The organism is Luteimicrobium subarcticum (assembly GCF_002798015.1).
GTDB lineage: Bacteria > Actinomycetota > Actinomycetes > Actinomycetales > Cellulomonadaceae > Luteimicrobium > Luteimicrobium subarcticum.
The window spans coordinates 235,597-258,537 of sequence record NZ_PGTZ01000007.1; the positions used below are offsets into that span (position 1 = coordinate 235,597).

21 protein-coding genes are annotated in these 22,941 nt (G+C 73.5%); 13 read left to right on the plus strand and 8 right to left on the minus strand.

Going from position 1 to position 22,941, the window contains the following annotated elements; translation table 11 throughout:
• Positions 1-103 precede the first annotated feature (103 nt).
• From CLV34_RS06180 to CLV34_RS06200, 5 genes are all read left to right on the plus strand, one after another.
• Positions 104-532 (plus strand): DUF3151 domain-containing protein, encoded by a 429-nt coding sequence (locus CLV34_RS06180; RefSeq protein WP_100349415.1) that lies wholly within the window; start codon positions 104-106, stop codon positions 530-532.
• A 101-nt stretch (positions 533-633) separates the two neighbouring features.
• The gene (locus CLV34_RS06185) at positions 634-1,920 is read left to right on the plus strand and encodes an adenylosuccinate synthase (RefSeq protein ID WP_100349416.1); all 1,287 of its coding nucleotides are present in this window, start codon (positions 634-636) and stop codon (positions 1,918-1,920) included.
• 17 nt (positions 1,921-1,937) lie between these two features.
• Complete coding sequence (locus CLV34_RS06190) at positions 1,938-3,263, plus strand: GNAT family N-acetyltransferase (RefSeq protein ID WP_245859044.1); 1,326 nt, start codon at positions 1,938-1,940, stop codon at positions 3,261-3,263.
• A 39-nt stretch (positions 3,264-3,302) separates the two neighbouring features.
• Positions 3,303-4,619 (plus strand): phosphoribosylamine--glycine ligase, encoded by a 1,317-nt coding sequence (gene purD / locus CLV34_RS06195; protein ID WP_100349417.1) that lies wholly within the window; start codon positions 3,303-3,305, stop codon positions 4,617-4,619.
• 116 nt (positions 4,620-4,735) lie between these two features.
• Positions 4,736-5,032, plus strand: a complete 297-nt coding sequence (locus tag CLV34_RS06200; RefSeq protein WP_100349418.1) for a PLDc N-terminal domain-containing protein — start codon at positions 4,736-4,738, stop codon at positions 5,030-5,032.
• A gap of 119 nt (positions 5,033-5,151) precedes the next feature.
• Here the strand turns inward: CLV34_RS06200 and CLV34_RS06205 are convergent, their stop codons facing one another.
• Positions 5,152-6,273 (minus strand): tyrosine-protein phosphatase, encoded by a 1,122-nt coding sequence (locus tag CLV34_RS06205; RefSeq protein ID WP_100349863.1) that lies wholly within the window; start codon positions 6,271-6,273, stop codon positions 5,152-5,154.
• A 150-nt stretch (positions 6,274-6,423) separates the two neighbouring features.
• On the opposite strand from CLV34_RS06205, the gene CLV34_RS06210 reads away from it, so the two are divergent.
• Positions 6,424-7,374 (plus strand): phosphoribosylaminoimidazolesuccinocarboxamide synthase, encoded by a 951-nt coding sequence (locus tag CLV34_RS06210; protein ID WP_245859046.1) that lies wholly within the window; start codon positions 6,424-6,426, stop codon positions 7,372-7,374.
• 83 nt (positions 7,375-7,457) lie between these two features.
• On the opposite strand, the gene CLV34_RS06215 is transcribed toward CLV34_RS06210, so the two are convergent.
• Positions 7,458-10,064 carry an adenylyl cyclase gene (locus CLV34_RS06215; RefSeq protein ID WP_211289367.1) on the minus strand — a complete coding sequence of 869 codons (2,607 nt, stop codon included), beginning with the start codon at positions 10,062-10,064 and terminating at the stop codon, positions 7,458-7,460.
• Between the two features lie 331 nt (positions 10,065-10,395).
• Between CLV34_RS06215 and purS the strand changes: the two genes are divergently transcribed.
• Genes purS through CLV34_RS06240 form a run of 5 tightly spaced genes read left to right on the plus strand, consistent with a single transcriptional unit; the run spans position 10,396 to position 13,265 of the window.
• Complete coding sequence (gene purS / locus CLV34_RS06220) at positions 10,396-10,686, plus strand: phosphoribosylformylglycinamidine synthase subunit PurS (RefSeq protein WP_100349420.1); 291 nt, start codon at positions 10,396-10,398, stop codon at positions 10,684-10,686.
• Positions 10,686-11,399 (plus strand): phosphoribosylformylglycinamidine synthase subunit PurQ, encoded by a 714-nt coding sequence (gene purQ, locus CLV34_RS06225; RefSeq protein ID WP_100349421.1) that lies wholly within the window; start codon positions 10,686-10,688, stop codon positions 11,397-11,399. Before purS ends, purQ begins: the two co-directional genes overlap by 1 nt.
• Positions 11,400-11,426: 27 nt before the next feature.
• A complete protein-coding gene (locus tag CLV34_RS06230; protein WP_100349422.1) occupies positions 11,427-12,233 on the plus strand; it encodes an aminoglycoside 3'-phosphotransferase in 807 nt (268 codons plus the stop codon).
• 26 nt (positions 12,234-12,259) lie between these two features.
• On the plus strand, positions 12,260-12,880 hold the full coding sequence (locus tag CLV34_RS06235) for a hypothetical protein (protein WP_100349423.1): 621 nt from the start codon (positions 12,260-12,262) through the stop codon (positions 12,878-12,880).
• Positions 12,881-12,896: 16 nt separating this feature from the next.
• On the plus strand, positions 12,897-13,265 hold the full coding sequence (locus CLV34_RS06240; protein WP_100349424.1) for a DUF4333 domain-containing protein: 369 nt from the start codon (positions 12,897-12,899) through the stop codon (positions 13,263-13,265).
• Here the strand turns inward: CLV34_RS06240 and CLV34_RS06245 are convergent.
• The 3 genes from CLV34_RS06245 to CLV34_RS06255 all read right to left on the minus strand — a co-directional run bounded on the left by CLV34_RS06245 (position 13,243) and on the right by CLV34_RS06255 (position 15,662).
• Positions 13,243-13,935 (minus strand): DUF1345 domain-containing protein, encoded by a 693-nt coding sequence (locus CLV34_RS06245; RefSeq protein ID WP_100349425.1) that lies wholly within the window; start codon positions 13,933-13,935, stop codon positions 13,243-13,245. The genes CLV34_RS06240 and CLV34_RS06245 overlap by 23 nt on opposite strands.
• Positions 13,936-14,230: 295 nt before the next feature.
• Positions 14,231-15,061: an MBL fold metallo-hydrolase gene (locus tag CLV34_RS06250; protein ID WP_245859048.1), complete on the minus strand. Its 831-nt coding sequence runs from the start codon at positions 15,059-15,061 to the stop codon at positions 14,231-14,233.
• 97 nt (positions 15,062-15,158) lie between these two features.
• Positions 15,159-15,662 (minus strand): hypothetical protein, encoded by a 504-nt coding sequence (locus CLV34_RS06255; RefSeq protein ID WP_100349426.1) that lies wholly within the window; start codon positions 15,660-15,662, stop codon positions 15,159-15,161.
• Between the two features lie 206 nt (positions 15,663-15,868).
• Between CLV34_RS06255 and CLV34_RS06260 the strand changes: the two genes are divergently transcribed.
• Together CLV34_RS06260 and CLV34_RS06265 are read left to right on the plus strand one after the other, a co-directional pair.
• Positions 15,869-16,594 (plus strand): response regulator, encoded by a 726-nt coding sequence (locus CLV34_RS06260; protein WP_245859050.1) that lies wholly within the window; start codon positions 15,869-15,871, stop codon positions 16,592-16,594.
• The gene (locus tag CLV34_RS06265; RefSeq protein ID WP_100349427.1) at positions 16,581-18,440 is read left to right on the plus strand and encodes a sensor histidine kinase; all 1,860 of its coding nucleotides are present in this window, start codon (positions 16,581-16,583) and stop codon (positions 18,438-18,440) included. The genes CLV34_RS06260 and CLV34_RS06265 overlap by 14 nt, the downstream gene beginning before the upstream one ends.
• Before the next feature lie 15 nt (positions 18,441-18,455).
• On the opposite strand, the gene CLV34_RS06270 is transcribed toward CLV34_RS06265, so the two are convergent.
• The 3 genes from CLV34_RS06270 to CLV34_RS06280 all read right to left on the minus strand — a co-directional run bounded on the left by CLV34_RS06270 (position 18,456) and on the right by CLV34_RS06280 (position 22,831).
• Complete coding sequence (locus CLV34_RS06270) at positions 18,456-19,739, minus strand: O-succinylhomoserine sulfhydrylase (protein WP_425436188.1); 1,284 nt, start codon at positions 19,737-19,739, stop codon at positions 18,456-18,458.
• Positions 19,736-20,221 (minus strand): rhodanese-like domain-containing protein, encoded by a 486-nt coding sequence (locus CLV34_RS06275; RefSeq protein WP_100349867.1) that lies wholly within the window; start codon positions 20,219-20,221, stop codon positions 19,736-19,738. The genes CLV34_RS06270 and CLV34_RS06275 overlap by 4 nt, the downstream gene beginning before the upstream one ends.
• Positions 20,222-20,476: 255 nt before the next feature.
• Positions 20,477-22,831 carry a glycosyl hydrolase family 18 protein gene (locus tag CLV34_RS06280; protein WP_100349428.1) on the minus strand — a complete coding sequence of 785 codons (2,355 nt, stop codon included), beginning with the start codon at positions 22,829-22,831 and terminating at the stop codon, positions 20,477-20,479.
• Between the last annotated feature and the right edge of the window lie 110 nt (positions 22,832-22,941).

A 22,941-nucleotide genomic window follows, 5' to 3' on the forward strand; every position in this document is an offset into this window, starting at 1 on the left:
CCACGGTATCGACCCGCGCAAGGCTTCGCTCACGCGGTCACGTACCGACACGGTCACGGTCCGTGGTGCGGCACCCGGCGTGCGAGGGAACGACAATGGCCGCATGAGCACCCACGCGAACCTCCTCGGGCCCGAGCCCGTCCGCCTGCCCGACCACGACGTCGACGTCCGCGCAGCCCTCGCCGCGGGGGACGCGCCGTCCACCGTCGCGGCCGGCCACCCGTCGTCGTCGCTCGCGTGGGCGGTCCTCGCCGAGGTGGCCCTGGCGGGTGAGGGAACCGAGGATGCCGTCCGCGCCTATGCGTTCGCGCGCACCGGCTACCACCGTGGTCTCGACGCGCTGCGCCGCGCCGGCTGGCGCGGCCAGGGCCCGATCCCCGTCGACCACGTGCCCAACCAGGGCTTCCTGCGCGCGCTCGTCGCGCTCGCCGACGCCGCCGGCCGGATCGGCGAGGACGACGAGGCGCAGCGCTGCACGACCTTCGTCGCCGACTCGGACGTCGACGTCGCGGCGGTACGGGCGCTCGTCTGAGGGGGGACGGTAAACTCTCTCTTTGGCGCCCGCCGACCGGGGACGCGTGCGACGCCGAATCCTTTGACCGTTCCCGAACTCTTCCGTGGAAGTGGTGAGCCATGCCTGCCGTGGTGCTGATCGGTGCCCAGTGGGGCGACGAGGGCAAGGGCAAGGCGACGGACCTGCTCGGGTCCCGCGTCGACTACGTCGTGAAGTTCAACGGCGGGAACAACGCCGGCCACACCGTCGTCATCGGCGACGAGAAGTACGCGCTGCACCTGCTGCCGTCGGGCATCCTGTCGCCGGGCGTCGTCCCGGTCATCGCGAACGGCGTGGTCGTCGACATCGACGTGCTGTTCGAGGAGCTCGACGCGCTGGTCGCGCGCGGCGTCGACGTCTCGCGGCTGCTGGTGTCCGGCTCGGCGCACGTCATCGCGGGCTACCACCGCACGGTCGACAAGGTCACCGAGCGTTTCCTCGGCAAGCGCCGCATCGGCACGACCGGCCGCGGCATCGGCCCGGCGTACGCCGACAAGATCAACCGCGTCGGCATCCGCATGTGGGACCTCTTCGACGAGAAGATCCTCGCGGAGAAGGTCGAGGGCGCCCTCGACCAGAAGAACCACCTGCTCGTGAAGGTCTACAACCGTCGTGCGATCACGGTCGACGAGACCGTCGAGGAGCTGCTCACGCACGCCGAGCGCCTCAAGCCGATGGTCACCGACACGTCGCTCGTGCTCAACCGGGCGCTCGACGACGACAAGGTCGTGCTGTTCGAGGGCGGCCAGGCGACGATGCTCGACGTCGACCACGGCACCTACCCGTTCGTCACGTCGTCGAACGCGACCGCGGGCGGCGCGGTCACGGGTGCGGGCATCGGCCCGACGCGCGTGAGCGGCGTCATCGGGGTCGTCAAGGCGTACACGACCCGCGTCGGCGAGGGCCCGTTCCCGACCGAGCTGTTCGACCAGTGGGGCGAGTACCTGCAGAAGACGGGCGGGGAGTTCGGCGTCACCACGGGCCGCGCCCGGCGCTGCGGCTGGTACGACTCGGTCATCACGCGGTACGCCACCCGGATCAACGGCATCACCGACCTCGTGCTCACCAAGCTCGACGTCCTCACCGGCATCGAGAAGATCCCGGTGTGCGTCGCGTACGAGGTCGACGGCGTCCGGTACGACGAGATGCCGACCGACCAGACGGCGTTCCACCACGCGAAGCCCGTGTACGAGGAGCTCGACGGCTGGTGGGAGGACATCTCCGGGGCGCGGACCCTCGACGACCTGCCCGTCAACGCGCAGCGCTACGTCAAGGCGCTCGAGGAGATGTCGGGCACGCGGATCTCCACGATCGGTGTCGGCCCGCAGCGGGACGCCACGATCCAGGTGCACGACCTCATCGGCTGAGAAGGGTGGTTGCCCGGGTGACCGATCTGGCTGCGCGGCAGCACGCCGCTGCCGTCGACGCGGAGTCGGCGGCGCGCCTCGCCGCGCGCGGGCTCGACCTGCGCCTCGTCGACACGGACGCGGAGCGCGACGCCTACTCGCAGGTCGTGGCGCGCGGGTTCCTCGACACCGAGCGGTCGACCGAGCAGCTCGACGCGGTCCGCGAGCGGTCGGCGTACCGCCGGCTCGTCGGGGTGTACGACGTCGCGGCCCCTGTGCCCGACGCTCCCGTCGGGACGATCGCCGGCTGGGTCGCCGAGCTCTCCGTGCCGGGCGGAGCGACCGTCCCGTCGCTGGCCGTGAGCGCCGTGACCGTCGCGCCCACGCACCGCCGTCGTGGCATCGCGCGGGCGCTGGTCGAGGGCGAGCTGAGGACGGCCGCGTCGCTCGGCGTGCCGGTCGCCAGCCTCACCGTCAGCGAGTCGCCGCTCTACGGGCGGTACGGCTTCGCGGCGGCCGCCGCCGTCACGTCGTGGCGCATCGACCCGCAGCGGGCCGGTTGGGTGGCGCCGGACCCCGCGGGCCGCGTCGACTTCGTGCCGCGCGAGCGCTGGCGCGAGCTCGCGCCAGCGCTGCACGAACGGGTCCGCCCGGGGGTCCCGGGCGAGCTCGCCGCACCCGCCGCCCTGTGGGACACCCTCGCCGGCACCCGTCCGGACGCCAAGGACGCGGCGAAGATCCGGGCCGTGCAGCACACGGACGCCGACGGCGTGGTCCGCGGCCTGCTCGTCTACACCGTCGACGAGAACCCGGACGACTACGCGCGCTCGACCGCGACCGTGTCGTACCTGCTCGCCGAGACGCCCGACGCCTACGCGGCGCTGTGGCGGTTCGTGCTCGACCTCGACCTGATCGGCGAGGTCCGCGCGAGCGAGCTGTCCGTCGACGAGCCCCTGCTCTGGATGCTCGCCGACCAGCGTGCCGCGCACGTCGAGGTCGTCGACCACCACTACGTCCGCGTGCTCGACGTGCCGGTGGCCCTGGCCGCGCGGCGCTACGGCGCCCCGGGCGTGCTCGCGCTCGACGTCACCGACCCGCTCGGGATCGCCGCAGGGCACTGGCTCCTCACCGTCGGCGACGACGGGCGCGGAACCGTCGAGGAGCGGTCGTCCGACGACGTCCCGGCCGGGGCCGTCCGGGTCGCGCTGGGGGTCACGGAGCTGTCGGCCGCCTACCTGGGCGGGGTGTCCGTCGCGACGCTCGCCGCCGCGGGCCGGGTGCACACGTCGGGCACAGGCGGCGCGCAGCGTGCCGCGCAGATGCTCGGGTGGCACGACGCGCCGCGGCTCACGTACTGGTACTGAGGGCTCGTTCCGACGCCGACGCGACTAGGATCGGGAGACGTGAAGATCCTCGTCGTCGGGTCCGGTGCTCGCGAGCACGCCATCGTCCACAGTCTCGCGAGGGAGGGCCTGCACGGCCTGCGCCACGACCTCCATGCGGCCCCCGGCAACCCGGGCATCGGCGAGGAGGCCACGCTCCACGCCGTCGACCAGCTCGACCCCGCCGCCGTGACCGCCCTCGCCCAGCGTCTGCACGCCGACCTCGTCGTCGTCGGGCCCGAGGCGCCGCTCGTCGCGGGCGTCGCCGACGCCGTCGCCGAGGCCGGCATCCCCGTCTTCGGCCCCAGCGCGGCCGCCGCGCACCTCGAGGGCTCCAAGGCGTTCGCCAAGGAGGTCATGGCCGCCGCGGACGTCCCGACCGCCATGGCCCGCGTCTGCACCACGGCCGCCGAGGCCGAGGACGCGTTCTCCGCGTTCGGCAAGCCCTACGTCGTCAAGGACGACGGCCTCGCCGCGGGCAAGGGCGTCGTCGTGACCCTCGACCTCGCCGCCGCCCGCGCCCACGCGAAGGCCTGCCTCGCCAAGAAGGGCGGCCGGGTCGTCGTCGAGGAGTTCCTCGACGGCCCCGAGGTGTCGCTGTTCTGCATCAGCGACGGCCGCACCGTCGTCCCGCTCGCCCCCGCCCAGGACTTCAAGCGGGCGTTCGACGACGACCGCGGCCCCAACACGGGCGGCATGGGCGCGTACAGTCCGCTGCCGTGGGCGCCGAAGGGTCTGGTCCAGGAGGTCGTCGAGCGGGTCGCGCAGCCCACCGTCGACGAGATGCGCGACCGCGGCACGCCGTTCGTCGGCGTCCTGTACTGCGGGCTCGCGCTCACGAGCCGCGGCCTGCGGGTCATCGAGTTCAACGCGCGGTTCGGCGACCCCGAGACGCAGTCCGTGCTCGCCCGCCTCGAGACGCCGCTCTCGACGATCATGCTGGCCGCCGCGCAGGGCCGCCTCGCCGAGGTCGGGCGGCTGCGCTGGAGCCCGGAGGCCGCCGTGACCGTCGTCGTCGCCGCCCACGGGTACCCCGGCCAGGTCCGGCAGGGCGACCCGATCGTCGGGACGCACCACGCGCGCGAGGTCCCCGGGGTCCACGTCCTGCACGCCGGCACCGCCGTCGTCGACGGCACCCTCGTCAGCGCGGGCGGGCGCGTGCTGTCCGTCGTCGCCACGGGCGACGACCTGCACGCGGCACGACGCCGCGCCTACGACGGCGTGGACCACATCACCCTGCCCGGGTCCCACTACCGCACCGACATCGCGAAGGCCGCCGCCGGGAGCGACCACGCCACCCACGACCTGCACGACAACTACCCGGCCGAGCGGTTCTGACGCCCCTGCCCGCCGCCACGTGGATCGGTTGCTGCGCGAGGTCGCCGGACGTGTCATGATCTGCCCGTTCCGGGCCGGATGATCTCGGACGTCCGAAGAGAGCGGGGGAGAACGCCATGAGAGCCGGACTTCTGGGGCTTGTGCTGGTCGTCGTGCTGATCGGCCTCCTGGTGGCGTGGGTGATCGCGCTCGTCGAGGCGGCGACGTCGCCGCGCCTGACCAGCAACGAGCGGCTGCTGTGGCTGATCCTCATCGCGCTCGCGTCGTTCGTCGGCACGATCCTGTGGTTCGCGATCGGCCGGAACCAGGGGACTGCCGTGACGCCCGGGTGGCCTGATGCCCCGGCCGGTCGACCCGCTGGACCGCCGCCCGCCGGCACGTTCGGGCCCGCCCGGACGCCGGACGAGCACTGACCCGCCCGCAGGACCGCGGTCCACGCAGGACGCCCCGCCTCCCTGGCCTGGAGATCTGGCCGGGAGACGGGGCGTCCTGCCTGCTGGTGCTCGGGCGGCGCCGCGCCCCGGGCTGAGCGTCAGCCCTGCAGGAGCTCCGCGCGCAGGACGACGCGGTCGAACAGGTTCTGGTCGATGCCCTTGCTGAGGTAGGTGCTCCAGGACCCGTAGGCCGACTGCACCTCGTCGAAGCCGGAGGCCAGGTACTCGGGGCGCACGTCGAGCAGCGGCTTGTAGATCGCGGCGTAGGCCGCCGGCATCTGCGCGAGCGTGGCGGCGTTCGCTGCGGCGCGGTAGTCGTTGCTCAGCAGGTAGTCGGCCTGCACGGTCTCCTGCGGGACGCCGAGGGTGGTCAAGAGGGCCGCCGAACCCCATCCGGTGCGGTCCTTGCCAGCGGTGCAGTGGAACACGATCGCGCCCGGCCGGTACTCGACGAGGTCGAACAGGTCCGCGTACGCGGCCTTGCCGCTCGTCGACGACACCATCGTCTTCTCGGCGTCGACCATGAGCTGGGCGGCTGCGTCCGGGGTCGTCGGGTTGAACGACGTCGTCACCGAGCCGCCCAGGACGTCGTCGACGACGTACTTCGTGCCGGCGGGCACGCGGTCCGGGGCGCTGGCGCGCTCGTCCGCCGTGCGCAGGTCGACGTCCGTGCGGACGCCGAGGCGCTGGAGCTTCGCGAGGTCCGCGTCGGACAGGTTGTTCAGGGCGTCCGCCCGGTACACCTTGCCCATCGCGACCCAGTGGCCGTCCGTCGTCCGGTAGCCGCCGAGGTCGCGGAAGTTGACGGTGCCGTCGAGGCGGACGAGCCGGTCCGCGAGCGTGAGCGGGAGGCCGCGGTCCGGGACGAGGCGGAACCAGCGGCGGTCGGCGGCGGCCTTCACCGTCACCGTGACGCTGCCCGTGCTGCCGCCCTGCGCGACGACGGTGCGCGTGTCGATGCCGAGCTGGTTGGCGCCGGTGTAGATGCGGACCTTCTGCACGCCCGGTGCGTTCCACGTGATCGTGAAGGTGCCGTCGCCGTGGTCGGTGACCTGGGCGGCAGTGAAGGGGATGTCGAACGGGGAGACGGCGGTGCTCGGGGACACGGACGTTGCGGCGGACGTGGTCGCGGCGGTGGCGGCAGGTGCGGTCACGGAGACCGCGAGGGTGCCGGCGACGAGGGCCACGCCGGCGAGCAGGGGGGTGCGGTTGAGCGTCATGCGTCGGACGCTGACCGGTGCGCGCGAACCCGGGGTGAACGACGCATGGCGGGCGACGATTGCCCCGGTGAACATCGCGCCGGGCGCGGCGCGGCGCGTCGATCGCTGGACAGACGCCACCGGGCGGCAGGGGTCTGGAACACTGGGCGCGTGACCCAGAGCATCGACTCCACGCCCGTGCTGCCTGGATGGCGCCACCTCTACTCCGGCAAGGTCCGCGACCTCTACGAGCCCGACCTCCCGGCGCTCGGCGGCGTCCACCCGCTCGGTGACGTCGTGCTCGTCGTCGTGAGCGACCGCATCTCCGCCTACGACCACGTGCTCTCCAGCGAGATCCCCGACAAGGGCGTCGTCCTCACCCAGCTCAGCCTGTGGTGGTTCGACCAGCTCGCGCACGTCGTGCCGAACCACGTCGTGTCGACGCAGGCGTCCGCCGAGCCCGGCGACGGGCTCGTGCCCGACGTGGTCGCCGGGCGGGCCATGATCTGCCGCCGCCTCGACATGTTCCCCGTCGAGTGCATCGCCCGCGGCTATCTCACCGGCTCCGGGCTCGCGGACTACCGGGCGTCCGGGGCGGTCGCCGGGATCGCGCTGCCCGACGGCCTGGTCGACGGGTCGCGGCTGCCCGAGCCGATCTTCACGCCGTCCACCAAGGCCGAGCTCGGCGAGCACGACGAGACCGTGTCGTACGAGCAGGTCGCCGCAACGGTCGGTGACGACACCGCGGGCCGCCTGCGCGACCTGACGCTCGCTGTCTACGCCCGCGCCGAGGCGGTGGCGCGCGAGCGCGGCGTGATCCTCGCCGACACCAAGCTCGAGTTCGGCGTCGACCCCGTGACCGGCGTGACCACCCTCGGCGACGAGGTCCTCACGCCTGACTCGTCCAGGTTCTGGCCGGTCGACCTGTGGGAGCCCGGTCGCGCGCAGCCCAGCTTCGACAAGCAGTACGTCCGCGACTGGCTCACGTCCGACGCGTCCGGGTGGGACCGTCGCAGCGGCGACGCACCGCCGCCGCTGCCCGACGACGTCGTCGAGCGCACGCGCGACCGGTACCTCGAGGCGTACGAACGTCTGACGGGCTCCCCGCTCGAGCTCCGCTGACCCGCCCCCAGCGAGCCCCCGGCGCCGAGGGCACCGGGGGCTCGTGCCGGCCGTGGAGGCCGGGCCGTTCTGCAGGTCGGACGTCAGCTCACGACGACGCCGTTCGCGACGGTGATCTTCTCCGTCACGGTCGTCTTGTCGCCGTCCTTGTCGGTCGCCGTCGCGAGCAGCGTGTGGACGCCGTCGCTCAGGGTCGTGGTGTCGAGCTGGTACGTCTGGACGCCCGCGGTGGGCTGGTAGACGTACTGCAGGCCGGCCGAGTCGATCCGCAGGTTGTAGGCCTGCGGGTTGAGGCTGTCGAGCTTGACCTTCACGGCGGTCCTCCCGCTGACGGTGGCACCGTCGGCGGGCGTCTTGAAGGTGAGCTCGGGCGCGTTCTTGATCGTGAACGTCACGGTCTTCTCGACGCCCTTGCCGTTCGTGCCGATCGCGTCGACCTTGAGCCCGTACGTGCCGTCGGCGAGCGTCGTGGTGTCGACGACGAGCTTCGGGTGCGTGCCGGTGTTGGTGGACCCGGGGGCCTTGGTGTTGTCGGTCACCCAGGTGTGCCCCGCGCCCTTGTTGAGCTCGATGTACGTGTAGGACACGTCGGACGCGTCGTCGTCGAGGACGACCTTGAACGCGACCTTGCCGGACACGGTGTCGCCGTCCGCGACGGACACGGACGAGATCGTGGGCGGCAGCGGACCCGGGTAGGTCTCCAGGTAGGTGGTCGAGTCCTCGTTCGACCCGGCGACCGACGCCTTGCCCGCGTCGTTGACGACGTGGTTGATGCCGCCGACACCGTTGAGGAACCGCGACACGGCGTGCGTGAACGTGACGTCCTTGGTGACGGGGGCGGTGATGGCGGACTCCAGACGGATGTCGGAGCCGTCGTTGCGCGTCGTGTCGAAGAACGAGTAGACGCCCAGACCGGACGCGCTGTGGTGCTTCACGTCGGGCGCGACGGCGTACGCGGCGTACCCCTTGCGGTCGCCGTCCATCCACGCGGACTGCGTCGGCGGGTCGTACGGGATCTCCGACTGGAAGAACACCGTGGTGCCGGACTCACCGTTCCAGACGACCTGCTGCTTCTGGTAGTGCTCGACGAACAGGCCGGTCGCGGTGACGTGCGCGCCGTTGACGACGAGCCCGTGGTCCGCCGTGTTCTGGTCCCACCCGACTCCGGCGCCGTGGTCGGCACGCCACGACCAGATGTCGTCGAGGAGCGTGTACGGGGTGTTGACCTGGATGGCGGTCTCGACCTTGCCGGCGTGCGCGCCGCCCACGCGGACGAACACGTCGGACAGCGTGGTGGGGTCGGTCGCGTCGCCCTTGGTGGTGCCGGCGGTGCCGACCTGCACGAGGACGTCGGACTTCACGGCGCCGGCGTCGACGGTGATGCCGGCGATCTTGATGCCCTTGACGTCACCGGTGACGATCGCGGCGGTCCCGTTGGTGGGGGAGAGCGTCGCCATGCCGAGGCCGAGGACGACCTGGTTGGCCTTCGGGACGGTGAGCGCCGCCTCGAGCGAGTAGACGCCCGGCGTCAGGACGAGGTTCTTGCCCTTCTTGAGCTGCGCGTTGATCGCCGCGGCCGTGTCGCCCGGGTGGGCGATGGAGAAGGACGACAGGGGGAGCGAGGTCCCGGAGTCGTCGCCGCCGGCCCACGACACGCCCGACGAGCCCGTGCGGGCGTCGGGCACGAAGACCGCGTACCCGTGGTTCGCGTCCCAGGTGACGAACGGCGCGTCACGGCTCACGGGCACCTTGTCGACGACCGTGTACGCGGGCGTCGGGTAGGTGAGCTGGTCGGCGGTGACCTTGCCGGACGGCGTGGTGTAGGTCGCGTCGGCGTTCACGCCGGCGAGGACCTGGTTCCACACGGAGCCGTCCCACGTCTGCAGCTGGCTGTCCTGCGTGTACCACTGCTGCTGCGAGCCGGACGTGACGGTGCCGGACACGCGGGAGTCGGAGAGGTAGCCGCCCGATGCGAACCCGCCGAAGCGCGGGAACACGGACAGGCTGCCGGTGATGTCCATGCGACGCAGCGGCGCCGCCTGCGACACGGCCCAGCGGAGCTGGTGCGCGTCGGCGACGCCCTCGGGCGACAGGATGCCGTCCGGGTTGCTGTCGGACGGGTAGCAGACGCCCTTGACGCCGGTGTCGCCGGCGACGGGCTGCTGGATCGGGTTGATCTTCATGTTCGACATCGAGCGCCAGAAGACGGTGAGCGAGCTGTCGCCCCCGTCCCAGTTGTCCCACGGGCAGTGGGTCTGCGGGGGGACGCCCTCGGCGTGGACGGCACCGTTGATGGTGACGTCGTCCGGGTTCGCGCCGAGGCCGGAGACGGTCTCGTAGTAGCCGACCTGGCCGTTGACGACGCCCGTGGCCGTCGCGGGGTTGTCCTGCCCCGCCGCGGACCCGTAGGTGCCGGGCTTGAAGAAGAACGCGTGCCGGTCGGTGCCGAACTCGGAGTAGTTCTGTGCGCTCGCGAGAGCGGCGTTGATGTCGTCGACCGACATGCTCGGGTCGAAGACGGTGACGTTCGGACCGAACGGGTTGTCCCCGGTCGCGGCGGACGCCGACGGGGCCGCGATGATCGCGCCCGCGAGGCCGGTGGCGACGAGCGCGCCGGCGGCGAGCCCTGACGTGGCGCGCAGTGCGCCGTTCCGGGACCGCGTACGGGCCCGGCGGTGTGCGGATGTCACTTCTCGTGTTCTCCCTTGAACGCGAGCACCGACCCCGTCCCGCGGCTCCGCTGCCGGTGGGGGAGGCTCGATGGTTGTGCACAGCACGGGTGCGTCTCCAGGCGGAGCCACGCGCTGCGGGCGTCACGCTACGTGACGCAGGTCACCCGCGCCAAGCGGCGCCGGGCCGGTCCACCGGGTGAAACCGTGCTCGCGATCGGGCCTCGGGCTGCGGCCGAGGACGCGCGCCGACGCCCGCGCGACGCCGGTAGACTGCTCCCGGACCCCCGCCCCGCGCCGCGCCTGCCAGCACCTGCCGGCCGCGCCCGGCGCATCCTTCGAAGGAGCCCCCGTGGGACGCGTAGTCGTCGACGTCATGCCCAAGCCCGAGATCCTCGACCCGCAGGGGAAGGCCGTCGCCGGCGCCCTGCCGCGGCTCGGGTTCGACGGGTTCGTGTCCGTCCGTCAGGGCAAGCGGTTCGAGCTCGAGGTCGAGGGCGACGTGACGCCCGAGGTCCTCGCGGCCGCGCAGCGTGCCGCCGAGACGGTGCTCTCGAACCCGGTGATCGAGGACGTCGTGCGCGTCGCGGCGATCGAGGCCGACGCGATCGCCGGCACGATCGTCGACGGGACCCACGCCTGATGAGCGCGCTCGGTGCCGCCCGCGTCGGCGTCGTCACGTTCCCCGGCACGCTCGACGACCGGGACGCGGCCCGTGCGGTGCGCCTGGCGGGCGGTGAGGCCGTGTCCCTGTGGCACGGCGACGCCGACCTGCACGGTGTCGACGCCGTGGTGCTGCCCGGCGGGTTCTCCTACGGCGACTACCTGCGCGCCGGGGCGATCAGCCGGTTCGCGCCCGTCATGGAGCAGGTCGTCGACGCCGCCCACGGCGGGATGCCCGTGCTGGGCATCTGCAACGGCTTCCAGGTCCTCACCGAGGTGCACCTGCTGCCCGGTTCGATGATCAAGAACGACCACCTGCACTTCGTGTGCCGCGAGCAGACCCTCGTGGTCGAGAACGCGTCGACCGCGTGGACGAACCAGTACGCGCAGGGTCAGAAGATCGTCGTGCCGCTGAAGAACCAGGACGGCCAGTACGTCGCCGACGAGCACACGCTCGACGAGCTCGAGGGCGAGGGCCGCGTCGCGTTCCGCTACGACGGCTGGAACCCGAACGGGTCGCGTCGCGGCATCGCGGGCGTCACGAACGCACGCGGCAACGTGGTCGGCCTCATGCCGCACCCGGAGCACGCGGTCGAGGCCGGGTTCGGCCCCGAGTCGGCGGAGGGCCACAAGGCCGGCACGGACGGCCTCGGGTTCTTCACGTCGGTGCTCGCGAGCCTCGTCTCCGCCTGACGCACGACTGCCGACGGTCGGGCTGACGTGTCGCGCACACCGCTCGCCGCCGTCCCGCACGGTCCGGTCGTGGTCCCGGAGGCGGTGCGGCGCGTCGCCGGGGGCTCGGCCGGTCACGAAGGCACCGCGGCGGCCGTCGAACCGGTCCCCGTGTGGCGCAACGAGGCCGGCGGCCTGACGTTCCGGCTCGGGCCCGAGTCGGGCGCGAGCACGCGGTACGTGAAGTGGGCGCCCGTCGGCGCGGCGGACCTCGACCTGGCGGCCGAGGCCGTCCGGCTCAGGTGGGCGTCGCCGTTCACTCCCGTCCCGCCGGTGCTGGACGCGGGCGAGGACGCCGACGGCTCGTGGCTCGTGACCGCGGCCGTGCCGGGCGCCAGCGCGGTCGACCCCGTCTGGCTCGACCGTCCGCGGGACGCCGTCCGCGCGATCGGCGAGGGCCTCCGCGCCCTGCACGACGCCCTCCCGGTGGACGGCTGCCCGTTCGGCTGGGGCGTGGACGAGCGACTCGCCCGGTCGGTCGCCGACGGCGTGCACACGGACGCCGAGCGCGCGGCCGCCCTGCGCGCCCGGGCGCCGGACGTCGACCGGCTCGTCGTCTGCCACGGCGACGCTTGCGCCCCCAACACCCTGCTCACCGACGACGGGCGCTGGTCCGCGCACGTCGACCTCGGCCGCCTCGGCGTCGCGGACCGCTGGGCCGACCTCGCCGTCGCGACCTGGAGCACGCAGTGGAACTACGGTCCCGGCTGGGAGGACGAGCTCCTCGCCGCGTACGGCGTCGCGCCCGATCCGGACCGCACCGCCTTCTACCGGGAGCTGTGGGACGCGACGTGACGGGTCGAGCGGGTAGCGTCCGGGGCGTGCCCTCGTCCCGCGTCCGCCGCCTGACGTCCGTCGCCGTGCTGCTTGCCGGGGCGACGTCCGTGCTCGTCGGGTGCGGCGCGCCCGCGCCGCTCTCGTGCGCGGCGATCGACGCGCAGGCGTTCAGCAGCCCGGAGCAGCTCGCGCAGGCGTCGTCGGTGATCGTCCGGGGGCACGTGACGGCGGCGTCCACGCCCCGCAAGAACCAGGTGTCCGGGCTGGTCAACGAGACCTTCACGGTCGCCGTGGACGACACCCTCGGCGCCCCGGCGACCGCGTCCGCTGGCACCGACTCGGCGGCCGCCACCGCTGCCGGCACCGAGCCGTCGGCCGGCGCGGAGTCGTTCGTCGTCCTGACGGTGCTGAATCCGCGCTGCCCGGGCGCCGGCGGGACGCCCACGCCGGGCTACCAGGACGCGCCGCTCGCGAGCGAGGTCCCCGCCGCCGGGACGGACGGCGTCTTCTTCCTCGGTGAGCCGGCCGAGGCCGCCGGCGGTCTGCGCGGCGTGCTCGGCTACGCGGTCGTCGACGGCGACGACGCCACCTTCGCGGCCGTCGCGGGCACGCTGCGCGGCACGACGGTCCCCGTGACCGACCTCGACGACCTGAGCGTCGGCTGAGTGAGAGGTTCCCCGGATGGCCGGCCCCCGGGGAACCGATGACCTCGTCCGCGGGGCGGCCGTCGCGCTCGCCGGCTGCAGCGTGCACGTGAGCACGGGCGGCGACTCCGGCACCGAGCTGTCGGGCGACAAGGTCGCGGCCATCGCCGAGTCCTCGCTCGAGAAGTCGGTGGGCGAGCGCCCCGACGTCGAGTGCCCGGACAGCATCACCCTGAAGGTCGGCGAGACGTCGCGGTGCACCCTGACCGACCCGTCCACGGGAACGCAGTACGGCATGACCGTGTCGGTCAAGGACGACGCGTCCGACGGTTCCGGCCTGTACTCCAGGTCGACCAGACTCCGAAGCCCTAGGCCGGAGCGCCTCAGAGCCCCGCGACGAGGTTGATCAGCGCCGCGAGGATCACGGTCCCGAACAGGTACGACAGCAGCGCGTGGTTGATCGCGATGCGGCGCATCTGCGAGGACCCGAGGTCCGTGTCGGAGATCGCGTAGCTCATCCCGACGGTGAACGCGACGTACGCGAAGTCGGAGTAGCGCGGCGGCTCGTCCTGATGGAAGTCGACGCCGCCCGCGGCGTCGCCGTCAGGTCCAGGGGCACAGTACGTCCGCGCGTACGCGAGCGCGTAGAGGGTGTGGATCGTCGCCCACGACGCGACGGCACCGAGGATCGCGACCCCGGCGGCGGCCGCCTTGTCGGTGGTGCTGGTGCCGAAGAACACGAACGCGACCCCGACGACGCTCGCGAGCGCCGCGACGACGAGCACGAGGTGCGTCGTGCGCCGGGTCGGGTCCTCACGGGTGGCGTGCGTGGCCGTGTCGTCGGCGTCGAGCGGCCACAGGTGCAGCCATGTCCAGCCGACGAACAGCGCAGCCGTCACGATCCACCCGGCGAGGACGCTGAGGCCGACGTGTCCGGTCGTGAGCGCGCCGACCGTCCCGGCGACTGCTCCGCCCGCGGCACCGACGGCGAGCTTGAGCCCGGGGGAGGTGCGGGCCGGCTCAGGGGGAACGTCCGACGGATCGGGTCGGGGCGTCGTCGCGTCCTCGGAGGTCACGGCGCCAGTCAAGCACTGTCGGGCACCGGGTGGGCGTCAGTCCGCCCGGCTTTCGTGACGCCACGCACCCGAGCCGCCCCTCGACGGCTGGGGTTTCGTGACGCCACGCACCACAGTTGCCCCTCGACGGCGGTCCGGCGTGCCGTCGATCCTCGGTATGGCGCGGTTCTGGGCGGTTTCGGCGGCGGTTCCGTCGGGGCTCGGGTGCGTGGCGTCACGAACACCGCGCGGCAGCGACGCGCAGCGGGGCGGGCTCGGGTGCGTGGCGTCACGAACACCGCGCGGCAGCGACGGATCAGCGCGACGCGAGGTAGGCCAGCTGGACGCGCGCGCTCTGCTCCGCCGCCTGCCGCAGCCTGCCGCTGACGTCCGGGTACACGGCGGTGACGACCGCCTCCACGCATGCCGGGTCCGCGGGGTCGGCCACCAGCCCGGCGGTGTCGATCACGGAACGGACCTCGCCGAGCCGCGCGAGCCGGTGCTCGCGGTACGCGCGGACACGCTCGCCGAGGTCGGGGACGACCGGCCCGTGGCCGGGCAGCCCGACGACCGATACGTCCTCGCGCGCGCGCCCGGCGAGCCGTTCGAGCACGTCGAGCGACGCGAGGTAGTCGCCGAGGTCGCCGCCGTCGCGTTCCATGAGGACGGTCGACCCGGCACCGAGCACGGTGTCGCCGGTGAGGACGGCGCCGTCGTCGGGGAGCACGAGGCACACGGAGTCGGACGTGTGGCCGGGCGTCGCGACGACCACGACCTGCAGCCCGTCGACGGCGAGCACCTCACCGTCGGCCAGCGGGGTCGCACCTGGGCTGCACAGGTCGGGCAGCGCCGCCCGGACGGGCACCCCGAGCCGCTCGGCCAGGGTCGCAGCGCCTGCGGAGTGGTCCGCGTGCCGGTGGGTGAGCAGCACCGCGACGCAGCCCTCGAGGACGACGTGCGCGACGGCGTCGAGGTGCGCGGCGTCGTCCGGTCCGGGGTCCACGACGACGCACCCCGCCGCTCCGGGCGTCCGCAGGACGTACGTGTTCGTCCCGTCGAGCGTCATGGGCCCGGGGTTGTCCGCGCGCACGAGCGTGACGGCACGGGGGAGCCCCGGAGTGGGCCGCGCGGGTTCCGAGAGGGTCACGCCACCATCATGACCCGCCGACCGCGCGGTGCGGCGGCGCCGGACCTCGAGGGCGGTCGAGGTCCGGCGCCGCCGCGGGGGACGACGACGGTGCGCGTCAGGACGCGGGCAGGAGCTCGGCGCTGCGGGGGACGCGCAGCGCGAGCACGACGGCGACGGCCGTCGCGATGACGTAGACGGCGGCGGCGACGACGATCCCGGCCGGCTGGTCGGCGAAGAACGCCGGGAGCGCGGTGACGGCGTCGAGGATCGCGAGACCGCAGGCGATGCGGATCGCGAGCCGTGACCGGGTCCGGAACGCGACGACGATCGCCACGAGGATGCCGATCGCGAGGAGCCCGTCGACGACGAGGATCGCGACGGGTGGCCCGACCTGGTTGCCGGCGTCGTCCGTGTCCCCGGGGGTCGTGAAGGGCACCATGCTGAGCACGGTGATGACGACGAGGATCCACAGCCCCACCTTCTGGCTGCGTCGCAGCGGCGGGAGGGGGTGACGGCCGAGGTCGTCGAGTCCGGTCACGCCGTCACCGGACGATGCGGGGCTCTGCGGGGCGCTCCCACCGGTGACGGTGTCGCGCGGTGTGCCGGTCGGCGTGGACATGGCATCTCCTGGTGGACGGGTCCCGGGTCGGGGACGACGGGGCGCGGCGGTCGTCGCGTCGTGCCTCAAGCGTGGCGCGGGTCACGTTCCCGGCGACAGGGTGCGCGTTCCCGGCGGGAGTCCCGTCCGACGGCCGCGCAGCTTCCCGGTCGACGCGGGAGCCTGCACCCTGGGCGCGCCCGGGCGTCGCGCGGGAGGATGCTCGCGTGGACGAGCCCATCACCGTGCTCCTGGCGGACGACCACCCGGTCGTGCGGAGCGGGCTGCGCGCGCTCCTCGACTCGCTGCCGGGCATCGAGGTGGCGGGTGAGGCCGTCGACGGGGCCGACGCCGTGGAGCAGGTCGGTCGTCTGCGCCCCGACGTGGTGCTCATGGACGTCTCGATGCCAGGCATGGACGGGATCGAGGCGACGCGGCGGGTGGTCGCGGCCGTACCCAGCGCAGCGCCCGTGGCGGTGCTCATGCTGACCATGTACGACGACGAGGACACGGTGTTCGGCGCGGTCCGTGCCGGGGCGCGCGGGTATCTCCTCAAGGGCGCGGAGCAGGCCGAGATCGAGCGGGCGGTGCGCGGCGTCGTGGCGGGCGAGGCCGTGTTCGGGCCCGGGGTCGCGGAGCGCGTCCTGGCGCTCTTCGCGGCGGGTCCCGGCCCGGTGCCACGGGGGTCCGACGTCCCCTTCCCCGAGCTGACGGAGCGTGAGCGGGAGATCCTCGAGCTGGTCGCGCAGGGCAAGCGGAACGCAGCGATCGCGGCCGAGCTGTTCCTGGCCCCGAAGACGGTCGCGAACAACGTGTCGTCGATCTTCGTCAAGCTCGCGGTGACGGACCGGTCGGCGGCGATCGTCCGCGCGCGCGAGGGCGGGCTCGGGCAGGCGGATCCGGCCGGGCACGAGCGCGCCTCGCGGGACGGGGCCCGCGATGGTCGGCCCTGAGGCGCCCGCGCTCGCCCTCCTCGCGGTCACGCTGCTCGGGTGCGGCGCGGTGCTCCTGGGGCACCACGACCCCGACCGGGTGCTCGTGGCGCTCTTCCTCGCAGCGGGCGCCGTCCTCGGGGTGGGGGCCGCGGCGGCGCTGTCGGACCGGACGTCGCGGACCGTCGTGTCGGTCGCGGTCGTGGGGCTCGTCGTGCTCCTGCCGGTCGCGATCGTGCGGGCGTCCGGTGTGCCGTGGCGGCACCCGCTCGTCCGGGCCGGGATCGCGGTCTGCGTGCTGAGCGGTGCGGTGGCGCTGGTGCGCGACGACGGGTGGGTGTCGGGTGCTGCACTGGTCGCGGCCCTCGTCGTGGTGGGCTGCTGGTGGACGGCCGTCGAGCTCGCGCCGGTCCGGGAGCGACCCCGCCTGCTGTGGCCGGTCGCCGCGGCCCTCCCGGGACTCGTCCTCCTCGTCCCGGTCAGCTTCCTCGTGCCGGAGCCGTGGGCGGACGTCATGCTCGCCCTGCTCCTCGTGCCCGTCCCGGTGTCGCTGGTCGCGGTGCGGGTGCGTCCGGTGCCGTGGCAGGGGTCGCCCCGGCGTGCCGTGGTCGAGGGCGCGGCGTTCGGCGCGGCGGCGGTGCTGGTCTTCGTGGGGTTCGTCGCGGTCGCGACGATGATCGGCTCGGTCGCGGGGGAGGACCCGGCGTCCGACGTGCTCGGCCTGGTCGCGGTGGGCTGTGCGGCGGTGTTCGAGCCGGTGCGGCGCGGTCTGCGAGGCACGGCCGAGGCGATCCTGTACGGCGGGCGTCAGGACCCGCTCGCGGCGGCGGCCCGCGTCGGTGCCCACGTCGCGGAGGATCCGGTCCCGGCGCTGCGCGCGCTGGTGGAGGTGCTCGACGTCCCGTACGCGCGACTCGAGGGTCTGGGGGAGGGGGGCGGGCTCACGGAGGTCGCGCACGTGGGCGACCCCGACGCGCCGGGCGACTCGACGGCGCTCGCGCTGCGGCTCGGCGAGCAGGAGGTCGGGCGTCTCGTCCTCACGCCGCGTCGCGCCGACGGGTCGCTCTCGGCGTCCGACGCGCGCGTCGTGGCCGTGGTCGCCCCGGCTCTCGCGCAGACGCTGCGGGCACGGCGTCTCGCGCTCGACCTCGCGGAGTCGCGCGGACGCACGCTCGTCGCGGCGGAGGAGGAGCGCCGGCGGGTGCGGCGCGACCTGCACGACGGTCTCGGACCGACGCTGTCCGGGATCGCGTACACGGCCGACGCGGCGTCGAACACGCTGGGGTCAGACGCCGAGGCTGCGCGGACGCTCGTCGACCGGGTGCGGCAGGAGGCGCGGGCCGCGGTGTCGGAGGTCCGGCGGATCGTCGAGGGGATGCGTCCGCCGGCGCTCGACGAGCTGGGCCTGGTCGGCGCGCTGGACCAGCGGGTCGCGACCATGCGGTCGTCGGACGGTGCGCCGCTCGTCGTGGACCTCACGGCGTCCGCGTCGCTCGGCACCGCGTGCCTGTCGGCGGCGGTCGAGGTCGCGGCCTACCGGATCGTGCTCGAGGCCGTGACGAACGTGGCGCGGCACGCGCGCACGCACCGCGCGGAGGTGGTGCTCGTCGACACCGACGAGGCGCTCGTCGTCGAGGTCCATGAGCGTCCGGACGACGCTGCGCCGGACGACGCTGCGCCGCACGGCGGTGGACCGCCGCCCGGGGGCGCGCCCGCGACGCGCTCGGACGCGGTGCCGCGGATCGTCCCGGGCGTCGGGATCGCGTCGATGCGCGAACGCGCCGCGGAGCTGGGCGGGTCGGTCGACCTCGCGGTGCAGGACGGCGGCGTGCTCGTGCGCGCGCGGCTGCCGCACCCGGGGATCTGAGCCCCGGGGGGGCGGTCAGCGGGCGGCGAGCGCCTGCTCGACGTCCTCGATGAGGTCGAGAGGGTCCTCGAGCCCGACGGACAGCCGCACGGTCGTCTCGTTGATCCCCACGGCGGCGCGCCCCACGGGCCCGAGCTTGCGGTGCGTGGTGGTCGCGGGGTGGGTGACGAGGGACTTCGCGTCGCCGAGGTTGTTGGAGATGTCGATGACGCGCAGGGCGTCGAGGAACGCGAAGGTTCGCTTCTTGGCGTCGTCGGCGTCGGTGCCCTCGGGGACGTCGAGGTCGAACGTCACGACGGTCCCGCCGCCGGTCTGCTGGGACCGGGCGAGCTCGACCTGGGGGTGCGAGTCGAGGAACGGGTAGCGGACGACCGCGAGCCCGGGGAGCTGTTCGAGCGCGGTCGCGACCTGGAGCGCGGCCGCGGACTGGGCGCGGACGCGCAGGTCGAGCGTCTCGAGGCCCTTGAGGAGCACCCACGCGTTGAACGCGGACAGCGACGGCCCGGTGTGCCGGATGAACGTCTGGACGGGACCCTCGAGGAACTCGCGCGAGCCGAGGATCGCGCCGCCGAGGACGCGTCCCTGCCCGTCGATGTGCTTGGTCGCGGAGTACACGACGACGTCGGCGCCGAGCTCGAGCGGCTTCTGCAGCACCGGGGTGGCGAACACGTTGTCGAGGACGACGACGGCCCCGGCCCGGTGGGCGAGGTCGGCGACGGCGCGGACGTCGACGACGTCCTGCATGGGGTTGGACGGCGTCTCGAAGAACACGACGTCGGCGGGCGTGGCCAGCGCCTCCTCCCACTGGGAGAGCACGTGCCCGTCGACGTAGTCGACCTGGACGCCCCACTTCGCGAAGATGTCCTCGTAGATCGCGACGGTGGACCCGAAGAGGGCCCGCGCGGACACGATGCGGGAGCCGTTGCCGACGAGCGCCGCGAGCGTCGTGAACACGGCGGACATGCCGGTCGCGGTGGCGTAGCAGGCCTCGGCGCCCTCGATGAGGCGCAGGCGCTCCTCGAACGTGTGGACGGTCGGGTTGCCGTACCGGGAGTAGACGAACCGCTCGACGTCGCCGGTGAACGCGGCCTCGGCGTCGGACGCCGAGTCGTAGACGTACCCCTGCGTGAGGAACAGCGCCTCGGACGTCTCCTGGAAGTCGGAGCGGCGGTGGCCGCCGCGGACGGCGAGGGTGGCGGGGCGGGCGCTCGCGGGGAGCGGTCCGCGGCCGTGGCCGCCGGAGACGACGGGGTCGGCGGCGGGACCGGTGGGGATGCCGGGGGCGCGTCCGGTGCTCACTCGGCCACCCCGTCCGTGCGCTGGGCGGTGTCGGACGCGGCGGCCTCGGGGTCGTAGGCGCCCCAGGGCAGCCCGGCGACCTTCCAGCCCTCCTGGTCGCGCGCGCCGGTGATCCCGGGCGCGCCCTCGAAGCCCTCGAGGACGTTGTACGAGGGGGAGATGCCGGCCTGGGTGGCGAGGCGTGCGGCGCCGATGGAGCGCTGCCCGGAGCGGCAGAGGAACACGACGGGCCCGCCGGTGACGCCGGCGGCCGCGAGCTGGTCGAGGAACGCGGGGTTGAGCTGTCCGAGCCCGGTGACCCACTCGTCGAACACGGGCGCGGCGCCGAGGGACGACGTGTCGGGCACGCCGACGGTGCGCCACTCGCCCTCGGTGCGGACGTCGACCAGGACGGCCCCGGGCTCGTCACGCAGGAGCTCCCAGGCCTGCTGGGGGGTGATGTCGCCGGCGTAGCCCTCGGCGGGACGGGCGGTGACGGTCATGGGGACCTCCTTCGGCGCACCCGCGGTGCGCACCATCGGTCGTGGCGGTAGCACCCTCGGCCGGGCCGGTGAACCGGGCCCGCGGGTTGCTGCGGCGTCGACGTGCCACGTCACTCGGCCGCTCGGGATGGACCCTGCGATGGTACGACGCACGACCGGCCGCTGAGACGGTCGTCTCAGCAGCCGGTCGTGCCCGGTTCGTGGCGCGCGGTCGGCCCGCACGCCCGGAGGGGAACCGGTCCGGGGACCGACGGGCTACTTCAGCCCGGTGTCGATCGCCGTCAGCAGGGAGCCGTCGTCACCCGACATCTCCCAGATCATCGTGCCGAGCAGGCCGTCCTGCTTGACCAGCTTCATCTTCTGGCCGAGCGACCAGGCGTCGTCGAACGTCCACCACTGCCCGCCCGCGCCGGTGTACCCGAAGGTCGAGAGCGACTGGGCGTCGTGCACGACCGTCATGGACGGGAACGCGGCCTTGAGGTTGCTGTAGCCGCGCGTGCCGGCCTCGTCCGCGAACTGACCGGGTGCGGCACCGTTGGCGGCCTGCCACTCGCCGCTGGCCCCGCCGTCCGTGACGCCCTGCCAGCCGCGCCCGTAGAACGGGACGCCGATGGTGAGACGCCGCGGGCTCACGCCCACGTCCAGGTACTCGTCCAGGGCGCCCTGGGCGCTGAAGTGCGTCGGGTACGGGTCCTGGGCGTCGACGTACCAGTTGGCCTGGTCGCCCGTGCGGTTCGGCTCCCACGAGTTGTCCGAGCCGGACCCGTGGAAGTCGTAGCCCTGGACGTTCGCGAAGTCGAGGGAGTCGAACACGTTCGGGCTGCCCGAGATCTCCCAGCCGTCGGCGATCTTGGCCGGGTCGGCCGGCGTGAACGCCGTGAGCAGGTAGCGCTTGCCCGAGGTGGCCGCCGAGTACGCGTCGAGCTGCTTGCGGAACTCGGCGAGCAGCAGCGTGAGGTTGTGCTTGTCCTCGGGGGCGTAGTGGTTGCCCGGGTGCCCCTCGGCGCCCGGCCACTCCCAGTCGACGTCGATGCCGTCGAAGATCCCGGCGGCGACGCCGGTCCCGCCCGCGCCGCCCGCGAGCGGCAGGTTGCCCTTGATGTACAGGTCGAGGCAGGACGCGACGAACTTCTGCCGCGACGCGTCCGTGAGGGCGGCGTCGTGGAAGTACTTCGAGTACGTCCAGCCGCCGATCGACATGAGCACCTTGAGATCCGGGTACTTCGCCTTGAGCTTCTTGAGCTGGTTGAAGTTGCCGCGCAGCGGCTCCCACCCGGTGTCGGCCACGCCGTCGACGGACTGCGCCGCCGACATCGGCCGGCCGTAGTCCGCGTCGGCGTCACCGGCCCCGTCGCCCTGGCTCGGGTCCTCGGGGTCCGCCTTCGTCCCCTGCGTGACTCCCTCCATGCACGTGAGGTTCTTCGGGTCGATGTTCGTGAAGGCGTAGTTGATGTGCGTCAGCTTCTTCGCCGCGCCCGACGTGTCGAGGTTCTTTACGAAGTACTGGCGCCCGTAGATGCCCCACTGCACGAAGTAGCCGACGCGGGCGTACGCGCCCGGCCCGACGACGTCCGTGGTCTTCGCGGTCACGGCGTTGCTGGCCGCGGAGACGTTGTCGTAGCCGTCGCGGGCCTTGACCGTGAAGGTGTACGACGTCAGGGGCGTCAGGCCGGTGACCGTGGTCGCGGTCGCGGTGCCCGGGACGCTCTTGACCAGCGTCGAGCCCCGGTAGACGTCGTACCCGGCGATGCCGTGCGCGTCCGTCGACGCCGTCCAGGCGAGCCCGACCGACACGGCGTCGACGCTCGTGCTCCGGAGGGTCCCCGGTGCGGTGGGCGGGGTGGTGTCGTCGGCGGGGTTCGCGGTCTTGGCGGTGACCGCCGCGCTCGCTGCCGAGACGTTGGCGTGGGTGTCCTTCGCGGCGACCGTGAACGCGTACGACGTGTTCGGGGCGAGCCCGCTCACGACCGCGGTGGTCCCGTCGACGGCCACGGTCGAGCCCGCAGGACCACCGCTCACGACGTACCCGGCGACGGGCCAGTCGGTCGCGGTCGAGGCCGTCCACGACAGCGTGGCGCTCTTGGTGGTCGTCCCGGTGACCTTCACGCCCGACGGCGTCCCGGGCGGGGTGTCCGCCGAGCCGTCGCACTTCACGCCGTTGATGCGGCAGTTCGTGGGTGAGCCGCTGCCCGTGACGATGAACATCGGGCTGTACGGCTCGCTGGTCTTCCCGGCCGCGATCGCCTTGTTGTAGTACTCGGCGTCGATGACGACGTGGGTGGCCGTCCCCGACTTCACGCCGTACCAGACCTGCCCGACGGAGGTGCCGGACGGCACGTCGAACTCGAGGCGCCACGTGTCCGTGGCGGAGTCCCCCGCGTTGGTGATCGTGTACTTGCCCATGGTGTAGCCGTAGTTCAGCGCCTGGTAGGACGCGGTGAGCCTGGCGGCCGCGTGAGCGGGACCCGCGAGGCCGGTGATGCTCGCGACGGTCGCGAGCGCTGCCGCCGTGACGACGGCGAGGGCGCGTGCCCCGTGCCGGCGTCGTGCACGCACACGCGTGCCCTCCTGCGCCCGGACGCCGTCGTCCGGGCCGTGGTGTGCTGTCATGCCTTACTCCTGCCGTCGAGATGGGTGTGGAGCCAGACACGACGCGTCGCCCTCCGTCGGCACGTCGCTCGTCCAAACTAAGGAGCGGCTGTGCGTCGGCCCATTGCGGA

What these genes read in the sequence shown, in the direction of transcription:
- CLV34_RS06240 (WP_100349424.1), top strand. Translation starts at nt 12,897, where the DNA reads ATGGCCGGCCCCCGGGGAACCGATGACCTCGTCCGCGGGGCGGCCGTC.
- CLV34_RS06275 (WP_100349867.1), bottom strand. Translation starts at nt 20,221, where the DNA reads ATGACCGTCACCGCCCGTCCCGCCGAGGGCTACGCCGGCGACATCACC.
- purQ (WP_100349421.1), top strand. Translation starts at nt 10,686, where the DNA reads ATGAGCGCGCTCGGTGCCGCCCGCGTCGGCGTCGTCACGTTCCCCGGC.
- CLV34_RS06200 (WP_100349418.1), top strand. Translation starts at nt 4,736, where the DNA reads ATGAGAGCCGGACTTCTGGGGCTTGTGCTGGTCGTCGTGCTGATCGGC.
- CLV34_RS06205 (WP_100349863.1), bottom strand. Translation starts at nt 6,273, where the DNA reads ATGACGCTCAACCGCACCCCCCTGCTCGCCGGCGTGGCCCTCGTCGCC.
- CLV34_RS06255 (WP_100349426.1), bottom strand. Translation starts at nt 15,662, where the DNA reads ATGTCCACGCCGACCGGCACACCGCGCGACACCGTCACCGGTGGGAGC.
- CLV34_RS06280 (WP_100349428.1), bottom strand. Translation starts at nt 22,831, where the DNA reads ATGACAGCACACCACGGCCCGGACGACGGCGTCCGGGCGCAGGAGGGC.
- CLV34_RS06185 (WP_100349416.1), top strand. Translation starts at nt 634, where the DNA reads ATGCCTGCCGTGGTGCTGATCGGTGCCCAGTGGGGCGACGAGGGCAAG.
- CLV34_RS06180 (WP_100349415.1), top strand. Translation starts at nt 104, where the DNA reads ATGAGCACCCACGCGAACCTCCTCGGGCCCGAGCCCGTCCGCCTGCCC.
- CLV34_RS06265 (WP_100349427.1), top strand. Translation starts at nt 16,581, where the DNA reads ATGGTCGGCCCTGAGGCGCCCGCGCTCGCCCTCCTCGCGGTCACGCTG.